The following is a 15,925-nucleotide window of genomic DNA, read 5'->3' on the forward strand; positions in this document are numbered from 1 at the left end:
CGTTGTCGTCGGTCGACAACTTCCCCAAGCTCTCGGCTTCGCTCGAGCAGGGGAGACCCCTTCGCGTTGCCTCCCTCCTCCGCCTTGCAGCTGCACGCACCCAGCCCCGCTCCTTCTCCCACCCCCCATTTGCCGGTCGGTCTAACGCGGCACTGTGGAGGAAGACCCCCGGCCGGGGGTGTTGCCAGATGCACCTCCGGCCGGGTGTCCACGCCGGTACCGGTGCCGAGCGTGACTGCATAGCGTCGTGGTCATGGACGACAACAGCCTTATGAACCACGCAACTTGGAACACGCGACACCGCTCCGCCCGCCGCGGTCTGGCAGCCGCCACCGTTCTGGTCCTCGCCGCACTCGGCACCGCACCGGCCGTGGCCCAACAGTCCACCGGTGCGCCCGAGTCACCCCACTCGGCCGTGGCGCACGGCAGAGGGGCCCTCCTGGACATCACCTCCGTGGCCGACCTCGGTCGTGCCGACGTTGCCCGCTTCCTCGCCTCCGGAGGGATGGAAACCGACACCGTCCGCCACGGTCTGCGGGCCTACCGCCTCACCTACCGCACCATCACCCCGCAGGGCACACCCACCATCGCCACCGGCCTCCTCGCCCTCCCCAAGGGCGGCCCGCGCCGCCTGGACCTGGTCTCCGACACCCACGGCACGATGGCCCACCGCGACTACGCGCCCTCCGTCGGCGAGGATTTCGGCCGCTTCGCGCCCTACCTCCACGCCTCGGCGGGCCGTGCCGTCGCCGCCCCCGACTACCTGGGCCTCGGCAAGGGGCCGGGCCGCCACCCGTACATGGACACCAAGTCCTCCGTCACGGCCTCCGTGGACATGCTGCGGGCCACCCGCACCGCCGCGCTGCGCCTGGGCCGCCCGCTCACCGGCGAGGTGTACGCCAGTGGCTTCTCCCAGGGCGGCCAGGTCGCGATGGCCCTGGGCAGGGCCCTGGACAACGGCGTCGACCGGCACTTCAGGCTCCGGGCCCTCGCCCCCGTCTCCGGACCGTACGACATCGAGCGCGTCGAGACACCCGGCCTGTTCGACGGCAGCGTCAACGACACCAGCGGCATTTTCTACATGACGTATTTCCTCACCGCGCAGAACAGGCTCCACCCGCTCTACAAGAACCCCTCCGAAGTGTTCCGGGAGCCGTACGCGGGAATCGTCGACGACCTCTTCGACACCAACCACACCGAGGAGCAGATCATCCCGGCGCTGCCCGCGACGCTGAAGGAACTGCTCACCGACGACTACTACCGGCAGGTCCAGCACCCCACCGGCGCCCTGCTGGCCGCGGTGCGCGCCCAGGACGGCAACTGCGCCTGGAAGCCGCATGTTCCCGTGCGCCTCTACTCCTCGTCCGGCGACACGGATGTGCCGATCGCCAACGCCCGTAACTGCTCCGCCGATCTGGCCGCACACGGCGTCGAGGCCCCGGTGGCCGACCAGGGTTCTGCCGGCCACAACGCCACGTACATGAAGTCGGGGCCGCAGATCGTGCGCTGGTTCGACACGGTCGCCGCGCGGCACTGAACCGTGCGCCCCGGCGGCATGGATCCGGCCGGGAAACCGGCCGGGTCCATGCCGCCGGGGCGACGGCCGGGTGTGCCCGCTCAGTACGGCACGTGGGTGGGAAAGGTGGTGGTGGGGCCGAAGAGCGCGGCGTATCCGTCTTCGTGCTGGCGGCGGTGCCGCCCGGACCGGCTCACCTCGGCGACCGGGGTCGCGAGCGTGAGCAGTCCGTCGTTGGCGAGCTCCTGCACGCGCATCAGCAGCGCCCGTACGTCCAGGCCGAGTTCGGCGGCGACCGTCTGCACGTCGAGGCCGGACTCCCAGCTCCACAGCAGCACGGAGTCCATGCTGGGCGACCAGACGACCGTGTTCTCCATCTCGACGGGCGGCAGAGAAGGAGGGGGCGGGGCCGGCGGTGGCGTGTCCAGCGGCGGAACGATCATCTCTTCGCGCGGGTGAGGCACGGGGATCTCGGGTGCGGGTGCGGGTGTGGGTTCGGCCGGTGCTTCCCTCGTCGCCGGCGGCTGGTTCAGGAGTTCCTGGGCAAGTGTCCGGGCGTCACCGCGGCCCACCGTGCGTCGCGCTAATCGCACTTCGCGTTCGTTGAGGCCCATCATGTCTGCGATCGAGCCGTCGTCGCCGACGGTGACGGCGAAAGCCGCAAGCGTTCTGCTCCGCTCCGCCTGCGCCTCGTCCAGCAGCGCCTGCGCCAGACGCATGCGTTCGTCGCTGGCGCAGAATGCTTCCGCCAGTACGGCGTTCCGGTCCCAGAATTCTCGAGGTTCCACGTACGTGACAACGCTCCGGCGGCTGACGGGAACGGACACCCAAGCAAAATGCGCCTAAATGGACCAACGGGTTATTAAGCTGGCCAAGTTATATGAAGTAGATCTCTGGTCAAGTGTTGACCCGCGTCAGGGCATGGCGAAGGCCCCGACCGGTGGTCGGGGCCTTCGTGCGAGCTCGGGGGGTGCCGGCTCAGTACCAGTGGTTGGCCTGCCAGAACGACCAGGCGGCGCACGGGCTGCCGTAGCGGGAGTTCATGTAGTCCATGCCCCACTTGATCTGGGTCTTGGCGTTGGTCTTCCAGTCGGAGCCGGCGGAGGCCATCTTCGAGCCGGGCAGGGCCTGGACGAGGCCGTAGGCGCCGGACGAGGCGTTGGTCGCGCTGGGGTTCCAGCCGCTCTCGTGCTGGACGATGTTGCTGAAGCACTGGAACTGTGCGGCGTTGCCGATCATCGACTTCGCCGTGTCCTGCGCGCCTGCCGCGACGGCGGTCGGCGCGGTGGCCGGTGCGGCCATGGCCGGGGTGACGCCGAGGGCCAGGCCGGTGGTGCCGAGGAGTACGGCGGTGCCGGCGACGGCGGACTTGCGGCGGGCGGTGCGGGGCAGGGCGAGGATGTTACGGGCGAACGACACAGGAGTCCTAACGTCGGGTACGGGGGAGTCGCGGGCCGATCCGGATCGTGCGGTGGTGCGGGTGGATCGGTCTCGTCCGACCGCGGTCCGTTTCGGTGGACCAGGCGGTGCTCGGCGACGTGCTCCAGTGTTAGCGGCGCCGTTCAACCATGGCAATGACCCCTGATACGAGCCCGCCTCGCACCCGGATCCGAAGGTCACGAACCGGCCGAATCACCCTAGAGGCGTCATAGCAGGTCAGAGGGGATATGGGGCGGTCTGTCCGGGGCGCGGGCGACTACTAACCCGGGCCGTGGAGGACCAAGGCCCTGTGGGAGTCCTCACTCGCCGGGAACGTCGAATGTGACCTGGGCCTCGAAGGCGGCGCGGCGGGTGGCCCGGCGCAGCGCCTTCAGCAGCGTCGCGCCGATGGTGAGGGTCAGCACGAGGGTGAGCACGGCCCGGCCCAGGTCCCAGCCGAGCGATGTGGCCGTGCAGTACGCGAGGAAGCGAACCAGGTTCTCCGACAGCGGGTCACCCGGCTGGAAGGAGATCCCCGAGCCGAGTCCGGGCACGATCGTCCATCCGTACAGGTTCATCACCGTGCCGTACGCGAACGACGCCACGAACCCGTACACCGCCAGCATCAGGAGCTCGGCCCGCCCGCGCAGCCGGTCCGGGCCGGGCAGCAGGCCCGCGCCCATCGCGAACCAGCCCATCGACAGCATCTGGAACGGCATCCACGGCCCCACCCCACCGGTGAGCAGCGCGGACGCGAACATCGTCACCGAGCCGAGCACGAAGCCGAAGCCGGGCCCGAGCACCCGGCCGCTCAGCACCATCAGGAAGAACATCGGTTCCAGCCCCGCCGTGCCGGCGCCCAGCGGGCGCAGCGCGGCGCCGACCGCGGCCAGCACCCCCAGCATCGCCACCGCCTTCGCGTCGAGACCGGAGTCCGCGATCATCGCGACGACCACGCCGACCAGCAGCGGCAGCAGTGCGGCGAACAGCCACGGCGCGTCCTCGGAGTGCGCCAGGCCGGTGTTCCCGTCGGCCAGCAGCGGCCAGCCGAACGCGACCACACCGATCGCACTGATGAGGACGAGCGCGGCGATCGCGCGCGGCCCGAGACGTACCGGCCGTGTCCGGCGCCCGCTCATGACGTGGCTCCCAGCGCGCCGCGCACCTGCGTCACGGTCAGCCATTCCTGCGGGGCGAGGATCTTCGCGGTCTGCGGGGCGAACGCCGGGGAGGAGACCACCACCTGGCGGGTCTCCCCGTCCGCGACGGTCTCCCCGTCGGCGAGGATCACCACCCGGTGTGCCAGCTCGGCGGCGAGTTCCACATCGTGCGTGGCCAGGACGATCGCATGACCCTCGGCCGCGAGACCGCGCAGCACCCCGACCAGCCGGGCCTTCGCCGCGTAGTCCAGGCCGCGGGTCGGCTCGTCCAGGAGCAGCAGCGGGGGCCTCGCGGTGAGCACGACGGCCAGGGCGAGCGCGAGGCGCTGCCCCTCGGAGAGATCGCGGGGGTGTGTGTCGTCCGGCACACCGGGCAGCAGCTCGGAGACCAGGGCCCGACAGCTGCCCGCCGCGGCGCCCGCGTCGGCGTCGGCCGCGGCGCACTCGGCGGCGACCGTGTCCGCGTACAGCAGATCGCGTGGTTCCTGCGGTACGAGGCCGACCCGGCGCACCATCTCGCGCGGCGGCGTACGGTGCGGGGTCCGGCCGCCGACGAGGACGGTGCCCGTGGTGGGCTCGACCATGCCGACGAGCGCGGCCAGCAGGGTGGACTTGCCCGCACCGTTACGGCCCATCAGGGCGACGGTCTCGCCGGCGGCGACGGTGAGCGTCACCCGGCGCAGCGCCTCGACGCGCCCACGCCGTACACCGAGACGCTCGACCCGGGCCGTGACAGCGGCGAGGGGATCGGAAGCCGCGGTGGTGGTCTGTGCGCCGCGGCCCAGCAGCCGGGCGAGGACGCCGCGGCGCGCGGGGGCGTTGGGCAGTGGAGCCACCACGGTTGCGCCGGCCGACGCGGGCGACGGGGCGGGCGGCTGGGCCTGCGCCAGCCGTTCACGCAGGTCCGATGCCCGGCGCCGGGCATCGCGGACCGAGAGCGGCAAGGGCTCCCACCCCGCCAGCCGGCCCAGCGCGACGACCGGCGGGTGGACCGGGGAGACGGCCATGATGTCCGCGGGCGCGCCCATGACCGGTGCGGCGCCCGGCGACGGCAGCAGGACGACCTGGTCCGCGTACTGCACCACCCGCTCCAGCCGGTGCTCCGCCATCAGGACCGTCGTACCCAGGTCGTGCACCAGCCGCTGCAGCACGGCGAGGACCTCCTCGGCCGCCGCCGGGTCCAGCGCGGACGTCGGCTCGTCGAGGACCAGGACCTTCGGGTGCGGGGTGAGGACCGAGCCGATCGCGACCCGCTGCTGCTGCCCGCCGGAGAGTGTGGCGATCGGCCGGTCGCGCAGCCCGGCCAGGCCCAGCAGATCGAGAGTCTCCTCGACCCGCCGCCGCATCACATCGGGGGCGAGGCCCAGCGACTCCATCCCGTACGCCAGCTCGTCCTCGACCGTGTCGGTGACGAAGTGGGAGAGCGGGTCCTGGCCCACCGTGCCGACCAGATCGGCGAGTTCGCGTGGTTTGTGAGTACGCGTGTCGCGGCCGTCGACCGTGACCCGGCCGCTCAGCGTGCCGCCGGTGAAGTGCGGTACGAGACCGGACACGGCGCCCAGCAGTGTCGACTTGCCGACCCCGGACGGACCGACGAGCAGTACCAACTCGCCCTCGGGAATGGTCAGATCGACCCCGGAGAGGGTGGGGTGCTCCGTCCCCTCGTACTGCACCGAGACGTGCTCGAACCGGATCACTGGCTCTCCTTGGAGTTCGGGGCGCCCACCGGGGGCGGCACCGGCGCCACCACCGCGGGCAGCAGCCCGATCAGCACCGCCGCCGCGGGCCACAACGGAAGCACCGGTGCGACCAGCGGTACGACCCCGGGGTGCAGCCCCTCCCCATCGACACCGCCCGCCCAGATCATCGCCACGGCCACCGCGACCCCCGAACCCGCCACCAGCCAGGCCCGCACACCCCACCGGTCGGGCCGGTAGCGGGTACGGACCGAGCGAGCCCCGCCGAGCCGCAGCCCGGCCATCGCGGCGACGAGCCCGGCGATCAGCAGCGGCAGTCCGTACACCGCACCCTGCGCGGCCAGCAGACCGTATGTACCCGCGCACACCCCGAGCAGCCCGCCGAGCGTGAGGACGTTCGTGGTGTGCCGGACGGCGGGCGGGACCTGGGCGGTGCGCCCGTATCCGCGCGCGTCCATCGAGGCCGCCACCGCGACCGACCGCTCCAACGCGCCTTCCAGGACCGGCAGTCCGATCTGGAGGACCGCCTTGATGCCGCCGGTCGGACGGCCCCGCAGTCGCCGTGCGGTACGCAGCCGCACCACATCGGCGACCATGTTCGGCGCGAACGTCATCGCGACGACGACGGCGACCCCCGCCTCGTACAGCGCACCCGGCAGCGACTTCAGCAGCCGGGCCGGGTTGGCGAGCGAGTTCGCCGCACCGACGCAGATCAGCAGGGTGGCCAGCTTCGCCCCGTCGTACAGCGCGAAGACCAGCTGCTCGGCGGTGACCCGGCCACCGATCCTGACGCCCTTCGCCCAGTCGGGCAGCGGCACCTCGGGGAGCGTGAACACCGGATGCGTGCCGGGGATCGGCGAACCGAGAAAGACGGAGAAGAGCAGCCGCACACCGACGACGAACAGCCCGATCCTGATGAACGCCCCGTACGAACGGGCCCACGGCGCATCCGTACGGCGTGCCGCGACCACATAGCCCGCCACCCCCACCAACAGGCCGAGCAGCAGCGGATTGGTGGTCCGGGACGCGGCGGTGGCGAGGCCGAGCGCCCACAGCCACCAGGCCCCGGCGGGCAGGGCGTTGCTCCGGGTCGCCCCAGGGGCGCGCAGCGGGCGGCGCAGCCGGATTGGGCCGGTGGTCGAGGCGGTCATCCGCGGCGGCGGCGGGCCTGCGCGACTGCGGCTATGCCGAGGAGAAGAACGGCGCCGACCCCGACCAGCACCCCGGCGGACGGTCCGCCACCGGAGGTGCCGGAGTCTCCCGGGCCGTCGGCGGCGGAATCGGCCGGGGACGCGGATGCGGACGCCGCAGGCGCCTCGTGACCGTTGCCCGAGATCTGTTCGCCGCAGCCCGAGGCCGGATAGCCGGATATGGCGCAGAGCAGAGCGTCGCTGCTGTAGCGGAGCGGTTTGGCCACCGAGGCGAGCGCCTCCGCGGTGCTCGCGTCCGGGGCGACCCGTGCGCACGCGGTGCGCAGCGCGGGCGGAGTCTCACCGGCCGGGGCGTCCGCCGCCGTGCCGGGGTCGATGACCAGCGCGACCCGCTTGGTGCCGTCCTCGGCCGGGGTGTCCGCGCAGATCTTCGCGAAGCCGGGGGAGCGGCGCGGCTTCGCCGAGTCCTGGGAGTCCTCGCTCACCGAGAACCGGAAGCCCTGCACCGCGCCGTCGTCCGGCCGGACCAGGGACGGGCCCTGGGTGGCGTACGTCCAGCCGGTGCCGGAGCCCTCCCAGAACGACCAGTACCGGTACCCCGCTGCCTGGGCCGTCCCCGCGCCGAGCACGGCCAGGACGGTGCCCAGGACCACCAGGAGAGCGGCGGCTCTTCCCGCCCGCCTCACAGCTGCTGGTTCTTCCGGCGGCCGCTGATCAGGAAGCCGGCGCCCGCACCGACGACGAGGCCGATGCCGACGTACCACCACACGCCGCCGATCACGTCGTCCCCGCTGTGGACCTGGTCCTTCTCCGTGGCCACGTACCCGGTGTCGGCGGACGGGTCGGGCGTCGTGACGGCCGCGGGGGTGGGACCGGTCGCGTTCAGCTTGTCGATCAGGTTGACGCCGCCGAAGTCGCGAGCGTCGTCGCCGGTCGCGTGCGCGGCGAGGGCGAGCTGCGCGTAGGCGGCGGGACCGTTCTGCTCGGCCCAGGCCCCGGAGTTCTTCTTCAGCCAGGCCACGGCCTTGGCCGCCTTGTCCTGGTGGCCCGCGGCCGACAGCGCGACGACCGCGTCCGCGGTGTTGCCGAAGTCGGGCTGGGGGGTGGAGTCCGTGGCGCCGGGCATCGGCGCCAGGTTGAGATGCCCGCTGGTCGCGAGGGTGTCCGCGAGGAAGTGGGCGCCGTTCTGGGCGGCCTGCTCGGGCATGAGACCGGACCCCGGGTGGCAGCTGGGCGCCTTGACCGCGGCGTTGTTCCCGACGGCCAGGGCCTTGCCCATCGTGCCGAGCACGGCGGCCGCGGTGGCGTCCGCGTTGGCGGCGAGCTTCCCGGCCTTGTCGGGCTGATAGGCGAAGGCGCCGCCGTCCTTGCCGCCGCACGGGATCGCGAGCCCCAGCAGTGCGTCGTAGGGGGTCTTCCCGCCCGGGGTCGTGATGTCCGCGATCCGCTGGCCCTGCCGGGCAAGGGCGCCGATCACCAGCGAGGTGGAGTTGGCGTCACTGGCCCCGCCCGCGGTGTAGCCCCAGCCGCCGTCCTTGTTCTGTACGGACTTCAGCCAGCGCACCGAGTTGTTCACGATGTCCCGGTGCCCGCCCACCTCGACGAGCGCCTGGACGGCGGCCGCGGTGGCATTGGTGTCCAGCACGGTCTTCCCGGTGCACGGCTGGGAGACGTCGGGCCGGTACGAGGCGTAGGCGCCGTTGCCGCACTGCTGGGCGATCAGCCAGTCCACCGACTTCGTGGCGGGCGTGACGCCCTCGACCCGCTGGGCGAGGAAGGCCAGCGACTGCCGCCAGACACCGTCGTACGTGGGGTCCTTCGTCCCGTACAGCCCGGAAGGCAGTGCGACGGACGGCGAGGGCGACGGGGACGGCGCTGCGACCGCGACCGGGGCAGCGGTCGCACAGAGCACGGTGGCGGTGGCGGCGAGCGTTGCTGCGCTGCGGCGTACGGTCATGGCGGGCGGGGCCTCTCCTGCGGGGGGAACCGGGCACAGGCACGCTCACGCACCAGGCTCCGGCTCCGTATACCTCGACGGTGCCGACCACCGGGGTTCCGGTGGTGCGAGCCGGTCACGACCGCGGACAGGGCATTCCGACTCACCGTCCCCTACGACGGTTCACGGCTGCGTGGTCAGTGCCGGATTTGCACCGGCTTCCCCCTGAACGGGCATGATGACGACTCGCCCACTCTACCGGGCGGGTCCGGACGGCCTCCGAGCCGGGAGGAGTGCCGCCCCCGTCCTCCCGCCCATCGGGGCGAGAGCCCCGTCACACTGCGACGTACGTCACCGGATCGCTCCCCGCCACCGCCTCCGCGCGCCCCAGCTTCACCAGCCGCCGCAGATGGGCCTCGGCCTCCGAGACCGCGATGTTCCGTGATCCGTGCGGGATCTGTTCCCAGGGCCGGTTCCACTCCATCCGCTCGGCCAGCTGCCACGGCGTCAGCGGGGTGGCCAGCAGTCCGAGCAGCCCGGTCAGCCGCTCCTCGTGATGGTCCAGGAGTTCCTGTACGCGCCCCGCGGCATCCGCGAACGCGTACTGATGGGCCGGCAGCACTTCGGCGACCCCGAGCCTGCCGATGCGCTCCAGCGAGTCGAGATAATCGCCCAGGGGGTCGGTCATGGTCGCGTCGTCCGGGTCCTCGTACAGTCCGATGTGCGGGCTGATCCCCGGCAGCAGATGATCCCCGGAGAAGAGCCGGCCCCGACCGGGCAGATTCCCCGGATGCTCCTCCTCCAGATGCAGGCAGACGTGGCCGGGAGTGTGCCCCGGTGTCCAGATGGCCCGCAGCTTGCGGCCCGCCAGACCGAGGAGTTCGCCGGGAACGATCTCCCGGTCCGGAAGCGCGGCCCGCAGCCCGGGCAGGGTGCGCATCCGGCCCCCCTCGGCCGCGGCGGCCCGCAACGGTGCGAGGTGCTCCTCGGGCGCACCGACCGCGGTGAGCTTCGCCGAGAGATACGTCAGCCAGGTGCCCGGCCGGGACTCACGGCTCCGGCGCACGATCGCGGTGTCCGCCGCATGCATGGCGATCCAGGCCCCGGACGTCTCGCGCACCTGCCCGGAGAGGCCGTGGTGATCGGGGTGATGGTGGGTGATGACCACACCGTGGATGTCGCCGGCATCCACACCCACGGCGGCGAGTCCGGCGGTGAGCGTGTCCCACGCCTCCGGATCGTCCCAGCCCGTGTCGATCAGGACCGGCCCGCGATCGGTGTCGAGAACATGCACAAGGGTGTGGCCGAGCGGATTGTCGGGGATGGGGACCTTGATGCTGTGTACGCCCCCGCCGTGGTCGGTCACCTGCGTCATGGGCTCCCCATCTCTCTTGGCGGCCTGGTCGGCGTACCGGACGTACGGCTGTGCGGTGCACCGCGCCCACTGTAACGAGAACTTGTTTCAGTAGTAGCCCCGGTCGACCATCTAATCGGTCGGGGTGCTTCTCGCCCGCACGGCGGCCCGGACCGATCGGTCGGCGACCGGGGTGGGCGCTGTCGCAGCCGTGGACTCCTGGAACTGGAACTGGTATCAGTTCTGACACAGAGTCAGGTAACGTGCCGGGTCGCGGGAGGCAGCAGCCATGACCGAGCTTGTCGAACACGGAAAACTGTTCATCGGCGGGGAGTTGGTCGATCCGCTGGGCCGGGATGTCATCGAGGTCATCTCCCCGCACACCGAACAGGTCATCGGCCGGGTGCCGCACGCCTGCGAGGGGGATGTGGACCGGGCCGTCGCCGCCGCCCGGCGGGCATTCGACGAGGGGCCCTGGGCGCGGGCGTCCCTCGACGAGCGGATCGCGGTGGTCAGCCGGATCAAGGACGCGTTCGCCGTACGGTACGAGGAGATCGCCCGGGTCATCAGCATGGAGAACGGCACCCCGTACACGTCCGGCGTCATGGTGCAGGCGCTCGCCGCGATGATGGTGTGGGATGCGGCGATCACCGTCGCCCGCACCTTCCCGTACGAGGAGCGGCGGGACGGGGTTCTCGGGCCGCTGCTGGTGCGCCGGGAGCCGGTCGGGGTGGTCGCGGCCGTGGTGCCGTGGAACGTTCCGCAGTTCACCGCCGCCGCAAAGCTCGCGCCCGCGCTGCTGGCCGGCTGCTCCGCCGTGCTCAAGGTCTCGCCCGAATCGCCGCTGGACGCCTACATCCTGGCCGAGATCGCCGCCGAGGCCGGCCTGCCGGAGGGGGTGCTCTCGATCCTTCCGGCCGACCGTGAGGTCAGCGAGTACCTGGTCGGGCATCCGGGCGTCGACAAGGTGTCGTTCACCGGGTCCGTGGCCGCGGGGCGCCGGGTGATGGAGGTCGCCTCCCGCAACCTCACCCGGGTCACGCTGGAGCTGGGCGGGAAGTCCGCCGCCGTGATCCTGCCCGACGCCGATCTGGACGCGGCCGTCGCGGGCATCGTCCCCTTCGCCTGGATGATCAACGGCCAGGCGTGCGTCGCCCAGACCAGGATCCTCGTCCCGCGCTCGCGCTACGACGAGATGGCCGAGGCGTTCGCCACCGCCGCGGGTGCGCTGAAGGTCGGCGACCCGCTCGACCCCGCCACCGAACTAGGCCCCCTCGTCGCGCAGCGCCAGCAGCGGCGCTCGCTCGACTACATCCGGATCGGCCAGGACGAGGGCGCCAAGATCCTTACCGGCGGCGGCCGTCCGGCGTCCCAGGAACGGGGCTGGTACGTCGAGCCGACCCTTTTCGGCGACGTCGACAACTCCATGCGCATCGCCCGCGAGGAGATCTTCGGCCCCGTCATCTGCCTTCTGCCGTACGGCGACGAGGCCGAGGCCGTACGGATCGCCAACGACTCCGACTACGGCCTCAGCGGCAGCGTCTGGACCGCCGACATCGAACGCGGCATCGACATCGCCCGCCGGGTCAGGACGGGAACGTACAGCGTGAACACCTTCAGCCTCGACATGCTCGGCCCGTTCGGCGGCTACAAGAACTCCGGTATGGGGCGGGAGTTCGGACCCGAGGGGTACGCCGAGTACTTCGAGCACAAGATGATCCATCTGCCGGCCGGATACGAGGGGGCGTGATGGGGGACCGTTGGGCCGTGGAGGTCGACCGCGGGGTCTGCATCGGCTCCGGGATGTGCGTGAACCACGCCCCGGGCGGATTCGCGCTGGATTCCGCCCGGCAGTCCCACCCGGCGGCCCCGGAGACCGACGCCAACGAGAAGGTCCTCGCCGCGGCCGAGGGGTGCCCGGTCGAGGCGATCACGATCACGCTGATCGACTCCGGGGAGGTCGTCTTCCCACCGGAGGAGTAGGAGGAAAAGCAGGCGGAAGGGGGACGTCGGCGGGGGTGCACCTCGTATGCGGTCGGCAGTGTCGGGGGCCAGGAAGTTGCCGGACACTGCACAAGCAGGTGCAGCCCGGCCGATGGCAGGATTCCGTGCATGACCGATGCCCGGGAAGTGACCTGTCGTCCCCTCGGGAAGCGCACCCTGTGGTCCTTCGTCGGGCTCGGTGCGGCCGGGGCGGGCCTGGCCGCGGTGCGTACGGTGTACTGGGGCCCGGACGTATGGCTGGGCGTGGGCCTGCTTCTCGCGCTGGTGGGCATCGCGTCGCTCCGCGCGGTCACCGCCCGGCTGAGCGCCGACGCGTACGGCCTGCACTCCCGGACGCTGCTGCGCCGCCGGAGTGTGCCGTGGCGTGACGTCGCCGACCTGCGCGTACGACTGAAGTACGCGAACAACCCCCGGGTTCAGGACATCCGTCGCGTCAGCCTGGTGCTGCACGACGGACGCAAGCGGCTCCTGCCACTGCCGAAGAGCTGGTCCTGCGACGACCCGGACTTCGACGCGAAACTGGACGCGCTCCGCGCGCTGCACCGCCGTTACGGAGCCCCCGATTCGAGCTACGTTCCCGTGATCTCGTACCGCACCGCCGGGCGCGGCTGGGCCGGGTCGGTGGGCCTGTGCGCGCTGCTGCTCGTGTGCGCGGGCCTGGCCGCGTGGTTCGTGCCGAGCACCGCGTCGGATGTGCGGGCGTGGAAGTCGGCCACCCCGTGCACCGCCGAGACGCCCGCCACGGAGCGAGGTGAGTGCCTGACCACCCTGCCGGCCGTGATCGCGCAGACCGAGGCCAACCGGCCCAAGCAACGCAGCTGGCTGTACTTCACCGACAGCCGGCCGTTGGCGCGACTCGCGGTCCCGCGAGAGGCCGCCCTGGGGTTCCAGCCGGGCGACAGCGTCGAACTGACCCTCTGGCGCGGCCAGGTGAGGGAGGTCGCCGGAGAGCGCTACGTGTGGCGCGAGCACATCCCCGCCGCCGGGGAACCGGCCGTCATCGCGGCCGCATGCGCCCTCGCCGCGGGCTACCCCGGCGCCCAGGTGCTGCTGCGCCTGCGCGGGCGTCGGCTTCCCGACGACGACGTCCTCCCGTCGGCCCTTCCGTTCGCGGGCGCGCTCGTCGGTACCGCCCTGTGGCTGCTGCCGCTCTGCTACCTCCACCCCACGACCCTGCTCACCTCTCCCGTGGCGATCACGTGGGTGGCCGTGGGCTCGTCGGCCACGCTGGGCTTTTTCGTCCGGGCCTGGCGCGCCACCCGCGTCCGTACGCCCGGAGAGGCCGGAGCGGTGGGCGAGTTCGCCGAGGAAGAGGAGGTGTTCCTGGCCGCCCGCTTCCTGGAGCCCACCGACTACAACCCGTACGGCTTCGGCACCCACGTCGCCCTCGGGGGCGGCCCGCCCGCGGTGACACCTCACCCGGGCCCGGGCAGGTTCGCGGCGAAACGGATACCGGTGGAGCGGCTCACCGTCAAGGACGTGCGGCGCGCCCGGGGCGACGACGGCGACACCGTCCCCAGAAGCTGGCACATCGCCGAACTCGACGACGCGGGCACGCCGGTCCGCCTCGCGGCCGCCCCGGCCGACCTGGCCCGCATCATTCGCGAGCTGGGCCCTGCGAAGACCCCCGCGAACACCGCGAACCCCGAGCCGTGACCGCCTCCGCCGCAGTCCGTCTACGTCGTGCACCCGCTGTCCGCGATCACGAAGTATCCCGCCGGTGACTCCTTCAGAGTGTGCGTGACGAAGACGTTGTACAGGCCCATGTTCTCGTTCGAGCCGTTGGCGTACACATGGCCGCCCGTGGTGTGCGCCCTTCCCGCGGTCACGTGTGCGTAGTTGGTCGCTGTGAAGCACTGCGCGGGTGCGCCGCCGGTCGTGGTCGCCGTCACCTGGGCCGAAGTGGTGCCGGGCGTGCCCGATCCGTCGATTGCCGCCACTGTGTACCGGTAGGCGGTACCGGCGGTGAGGCCCGTGTCCGTGTATGTCGTGGAGGTGGGGGAGGCGACCTTCGTGCCGTTGCGGTAGACCGCGTACGAGGCAGCGTCCGGGACCGCGTTCCAGGACAGTGAAGCGCTGTTCGCCGTGACGCCTGTGACCTGCAGGCCGGACGGGGCGGGGAGTTGGTCGCCGCCGCCGGGTGTGCCCTGGTCCAGCCCCCAGAAGACGCCCGTGTAGTACGTCGAGCAGATGGCGCTCAGGAAGTACGCGGCCGTCGTGCCGCACTGGTCGGTGCCCGAGCCGGGGCTCACTGCCAGGCCGTGGCCCATGCCGGAGACGGAGTACGTCTGGACGGCGGGCTCACCGGAGGCGTCGTTGTAGATGCTGCGTGTCGTGTTGCCGGGAAGGGTGTCCGTGGACGACGGGGTCTGGCCGATGCCCCAGACGTCCGTCCACTGGTCGCGCAGGGCCGTGGCGTTGGCGGGATACACCGTGTAGTCGGACGTGCCCTGCCAGATCGCCACACGGGGCCAGGGGCCCGAGTAGCCGGGGTAGGAGCCGCGTACCTTGTCGCCCCACTGTGCGGGCGTCAGCTTCTGCGGGCCCGTCTGGCAGCCGGACGCGGCCGCCTGGCTCGTCGCGCACTGGGCGGGCAGGCCCGAGGCCACGGAGCCGCCCGCGAACACGTCCGGGTACGCGGCCAGCAGGTCGGCGGTCATGCCGCCGCCCGCCGAGAGGCCGGTGACGTACACCCGGCGGGCGTCCGAGCCGTGACTCTGCTTCGCGTGCTCCACCATCTGCACGATCGAGGCGGCCTCGCCCTTGCCCCTGCTGTCCTCGGCCGGGTCGAACCAGCCGAAGCAGGAAAGCGAGTTGTTGGCGGTCGTGGTCTGCGGGAAGACCACGGCGAAGCCCCACAGATCGGCGTACTTCGGCCAGCCCGAGTTGGTGTAGTAGTCGTTGGCCGTCTGCGTACAGCCGTGCAGGGCGATCACCAGCGGTGCGTTCGCGGGCAGATCCGCGGGGGCGTACTCGTACATCTGCAGATTGCCGGGGTTCGTGCCGAAGCCGGTGACCTGCTGCAGGCCGCCGGCGGCAGCGGCCGGCTGGACGGCGCCCACGGTGCTCAGCGTCGCCGCGACGAGGGCGAGAGCGGCCGTGGACGCGACGCGCCGGAGCAGGCGTCGCAGGATCGATGGGCGCACGGGGGCCTCCCTGTTCGGAACATGCGGGCGTGCGGACTGTTGCCGGAACCTACGAGTCCGGGCCGCCCCGGCCCATGGGGCGGGCTGACATCCCTCGGGCCCCGCTGTGTGCGACGCCGCCCTTGCGCCGCGAGCACCGGCGGGGAGCGGGCGTTGACATCGAGTGCGCTCGAAGACGCAGACTCCCGGTCGGCAACGCCCGCACCCGATAAGGGCTGTCGGGAGGGAAACAGGTATGCGCCACCGCACGATCGGCATGGACCCGAAGACCCGCCGCGAGGCGAGCGTGCTCAGGATCGGCGCCATGCAGATGGGCACGATCACGGACGAGGCGACATCGTCTGCCAGCCTCGACCGGTACGCCGAGGCCCGCGGTGCTTTCATCGACACATCGAACAACTACGCGCTCTGGGGCGACGGCAGTCAGGGCGGGGAGAGCGAGCACACGCACTCCATGCCGCAGGCCCGTACGCGTGGGCTGTCCGCCATCGAGGCGCGGCAGAAGAGCCCGCTCCGATGCTGCGGCGTATCCGGGCTCAGCA

General features: G+C 71.9%; 13 protein-coding genes, 1 pseudogene and 1 riboswitch. Of the genes and pseudogenes, 5 read left to right on the forward strand and 9 right to left on the reverse strand.

Annotated features, from left to right (window positions below):
- Positions 1-253 precede the first annotated feature (253 nt).
- Complete coding sequence (locus tag ACFVYE_RS14810) at positions 254-1,537, forward strand: alpha/beta hydrolase (protein WP_389605748.1); 1,284 nt, start codon at positions 254-256, stop codon at positions 1,535-1,537.
- Positions 1,538-1,617: 80 nt separating this feature from the next.
- Here the strand turns inward: ACFVYE_RS14810 and ACFVYE_RS14815 are convergent, their stop codons facing one another.
- The 8 genes from ACFVYE_RS14815 to ACFVYE_RS14850 form a co-directional block, all read right to left on the reverse strand.
- Complete coding sequence (locus ACFVYE_RS14815; protein ID WP_389605750.1) at positions 1,618-2,304, reverse strand: hypothetical protein; 687 nt, start codon at positions 2,302-2,304, stop codon at positions 1,618-1,620.
- 190 nt (positions 2,305-2,494) lie between these two features.
- A complete protein-coding gene (locus tag ACFVYE_RS14820) occupies positions 2,495-2,935 on the reverse strand; it encodes a transglycosylase SLT domain-containing protein (RefSeq protein WP_383965132.1) in 441 nt (146 codons plus the stop codon).
- 320 nt (positions 2,936-3,255) lie between these two features.
- Positions 3,256-4,074, reverse strand: coding sequence for an ECF transporter S component (locus tag ACFVYE_RS14825; RefSeq protein ID WP_389605752.1), 819 nt, complete (start codon positions 4,072-4,074; stop codon positions 3,256-3,258).
- Positions 4,071-5,792 carry an ABC transporter ATP-binding protein gene (locus ACFVYE_RS14830; protein ID WP_389605754.1) on the reverse strand — a complete coding sequence of 574 codons (1,722 nt, stop codon included), beginning with the start codon at positions 5,790-5,792 and terminating at the stop codon, positions 4,071-4,073. Before ACFVYE_RS14830 ends, ACFVYE_RS14825 begins: the two co-directional genes overlap by 4 nt.
- Complete coding sequence (locus tag ACFVYE_RS14835; RefSeq protein ID WP_389605756.1) at positions 5,789-6,943, reverse strand: energy-coupling factor transporter transmembrane component T; 1,155 nt, start codon at positions 6,941-6,943, stop codon at positions 5,789-5,791. Before ACFVYE_RS14835 ends, ACFVYE_RS14830 begins: the two co-directional genes overlap by 4 nt.
- Positions 6,940-7,629 carry an SCO2322 family protein gene (locus ACFVYE_RS14840; protein ID WP_383965142.1) on the reverse strand — a complete coding sequence of 230 codons (690 nt, stop codon included), beginning with the start codon at positions 7,627-7,629 and terminating at the stop codon, positions 6,940-6,942. Before ACFVYE_RS14840 ends, ACFVYE_RS14835 begins: the two co-directional genes overlap by 4 nt.
- Entirely contained in the window at positions 7,626-8,900 is a 1,275-nt protein-coding gene (locus ACFVYE_RS14845; RefSeq protein WP_389605758.1) for a hypothetical protein, read from the reverse strand. Before ACFVYE_RS14845 ends, ACFVYE_RS14840 begins: the two co-directional genes overlap by 4 nt.
- Before the next feature lie 130 nt (positions 8,901-9,030).
- Positions 9,031-9,106: riboswitch (cobalamin riboswitch) on the reverse strand.
- A gap of 107 nt (positions 9,107-9,213) precedes the next feature.
- Entirely contained in the window at positions 9,214-10,254 is a 1,041-nt protein-coding gene (locus tag ACFVYE_RS14850) for an MBL fold metallo-hydrolase (protein ID WP_383965146.1), read from the reverse strand.
- Positions 10,255-10,522: 268 nt separating this feature from the next.
- Between ACFVYE_RS14850 and ACFVYE_RS14855 the strand changes: the two genes are divergently transcribed.
- The 3 genes from ACFVYE_RS14855 (at position 10,523) to ACFVYE_RS14865 (ending at position 13,893) form a co-directional block, all read left to right on the forward strand.
- The gene (locus ACFVYE_RS14855; protein ID WP_389605760.1) at positions 10,523-11,983 is read left to right on the forward strand and encodes an aldehyde dehydrogenase; all 1,461 of its coding nucleotides are present in this window, start codon (positions 10,523-10,525) and stop codon (positions 11,981-11,983) included.
- Positions 11,983-12,216: a ferredoxin gene (locus ACFVYE_RS14860; RefSeq protein ID WP_383965151.1), complete on the forward strand. Its 234-nt coding sequence runs from the start codon at positions 11,983-11,985 to the stop codon at positions 12,214-12,216. The genes ACFVYE_RS14855 and ACFVYE_RS14860 overlap by 1 nt, the downstream gene beginning before the upstream one ends.
- Positions 12,217-12,345: 129 nt before the next feature.
- Positions 12,346-13,893: a PH domain-containing protein gene (locus ACFVYE_RS14865; RefSeq protein WP_389605763.1), complete on the forward strand. Its 1,548-nt coding sequence runs from the start codon at positions 12,346-12,348 to the stop codon at positions 13,891-13,893.
- Positions 13,894-13,913: 20 nt separating this feature from the next.
- On the opposite strand, the gene ACFVYE_RS14870 is transcribed toward ACFVYE_RS14865, so the two are convergent.
- The gene (locus ACFVYE_RS14870; protein WP_383965157.1) at positions 13,914-15,383 is read right to left on the reverse strand and encodes a PHB depolymerase family esterase; all 1,470 of its coding nucleotides are present in this window, start codon (positions 15,381-15,383) and stop codon (positions 13,914-13,916) included.
- A gap of 235 nt (positions 15,384-15,618) precedes the next feature.
- Here ACFVYE_RS14870 and ACFVYE_RS14875 point away from each other — a divergent pair.
- Positions 15,619-15,825 (forward strand): annotated as a pseudogene (locus tag ACFVYE_RS14875) (aldo/keto reductase); the annotation flags it as partial.
- Positions 15,826-15,925 lie beyond the last annotated feature (100 nt).

Source organism: Streptomyces sp. NPDC058239 (genome assembly GCF_042882185.1).
Taxonomy (GTDB): Bacteria; Actinomycetota; Actinomycetes; order Streptomycetales; family Streptomycetaceae; genus Streptomyces.

Bases quoted from the DNA above. Each gene is read 5' to 3' on its own strand.
- ACFVYE_RS14855 (WP_389605760.1), top strand. From the start codon at position 10,523: ATGACCGAGCTTGTCGAACACGGAAAACTGTTCATCGGCGGGGAGTTG.
- ACFVYE_RS14845 (WP_389605758.1), bottom strand. From the start codon at position 8,900: ATGACCGTACGCCGCAGCGCAGCAACGCTCGCCGCCACCGCCACCGTG.
- ACFVYE_RS14865 (WP_389605763.1), top strand. From the start codon at position 12,346: ATGACCGATGCCCGGGAAGTGACCTGTCGTCCCCTCGGGAAGCGCACC.
- ACFVYE_RS14850 (WP_383965146.1), bottom strand. From the start codon at position 10,254: ATGACGCAGGTGACCGACCACGGCGGGGGCGTACACAGCATCAAGGTC.
- ACFVYE_RS14835 (WP_389605756.1), bottom strand. From the start codon at position 6,943: ATGACCGCCTCGACCACCGGCCCAATCCGGCTGCGCCGCCCGCTGCGC.
- ACFVYE_RS14860 (WP_383965151.1), top strand. From the start codon at position 11,983: ATGGGGGACCGTTGGGCCGTGGAGGTCGACCGCGGGGTCTGCATCGGC.
- ACFVYE_RS14825 (WP_389605752.1), bottom strand. From the start codon at position 4,074: ATGAGCGGGCGCCGGACACGGCCGGTACGTCTCGGGCCGCGCGCGATC.
- ACFVYE_RS14810 (WP_389605748.1), top strand. From the start codon at position 254: ATGGACGACAACAGCCTTATGAACCACGCAACTTGGAACACGCGACAC.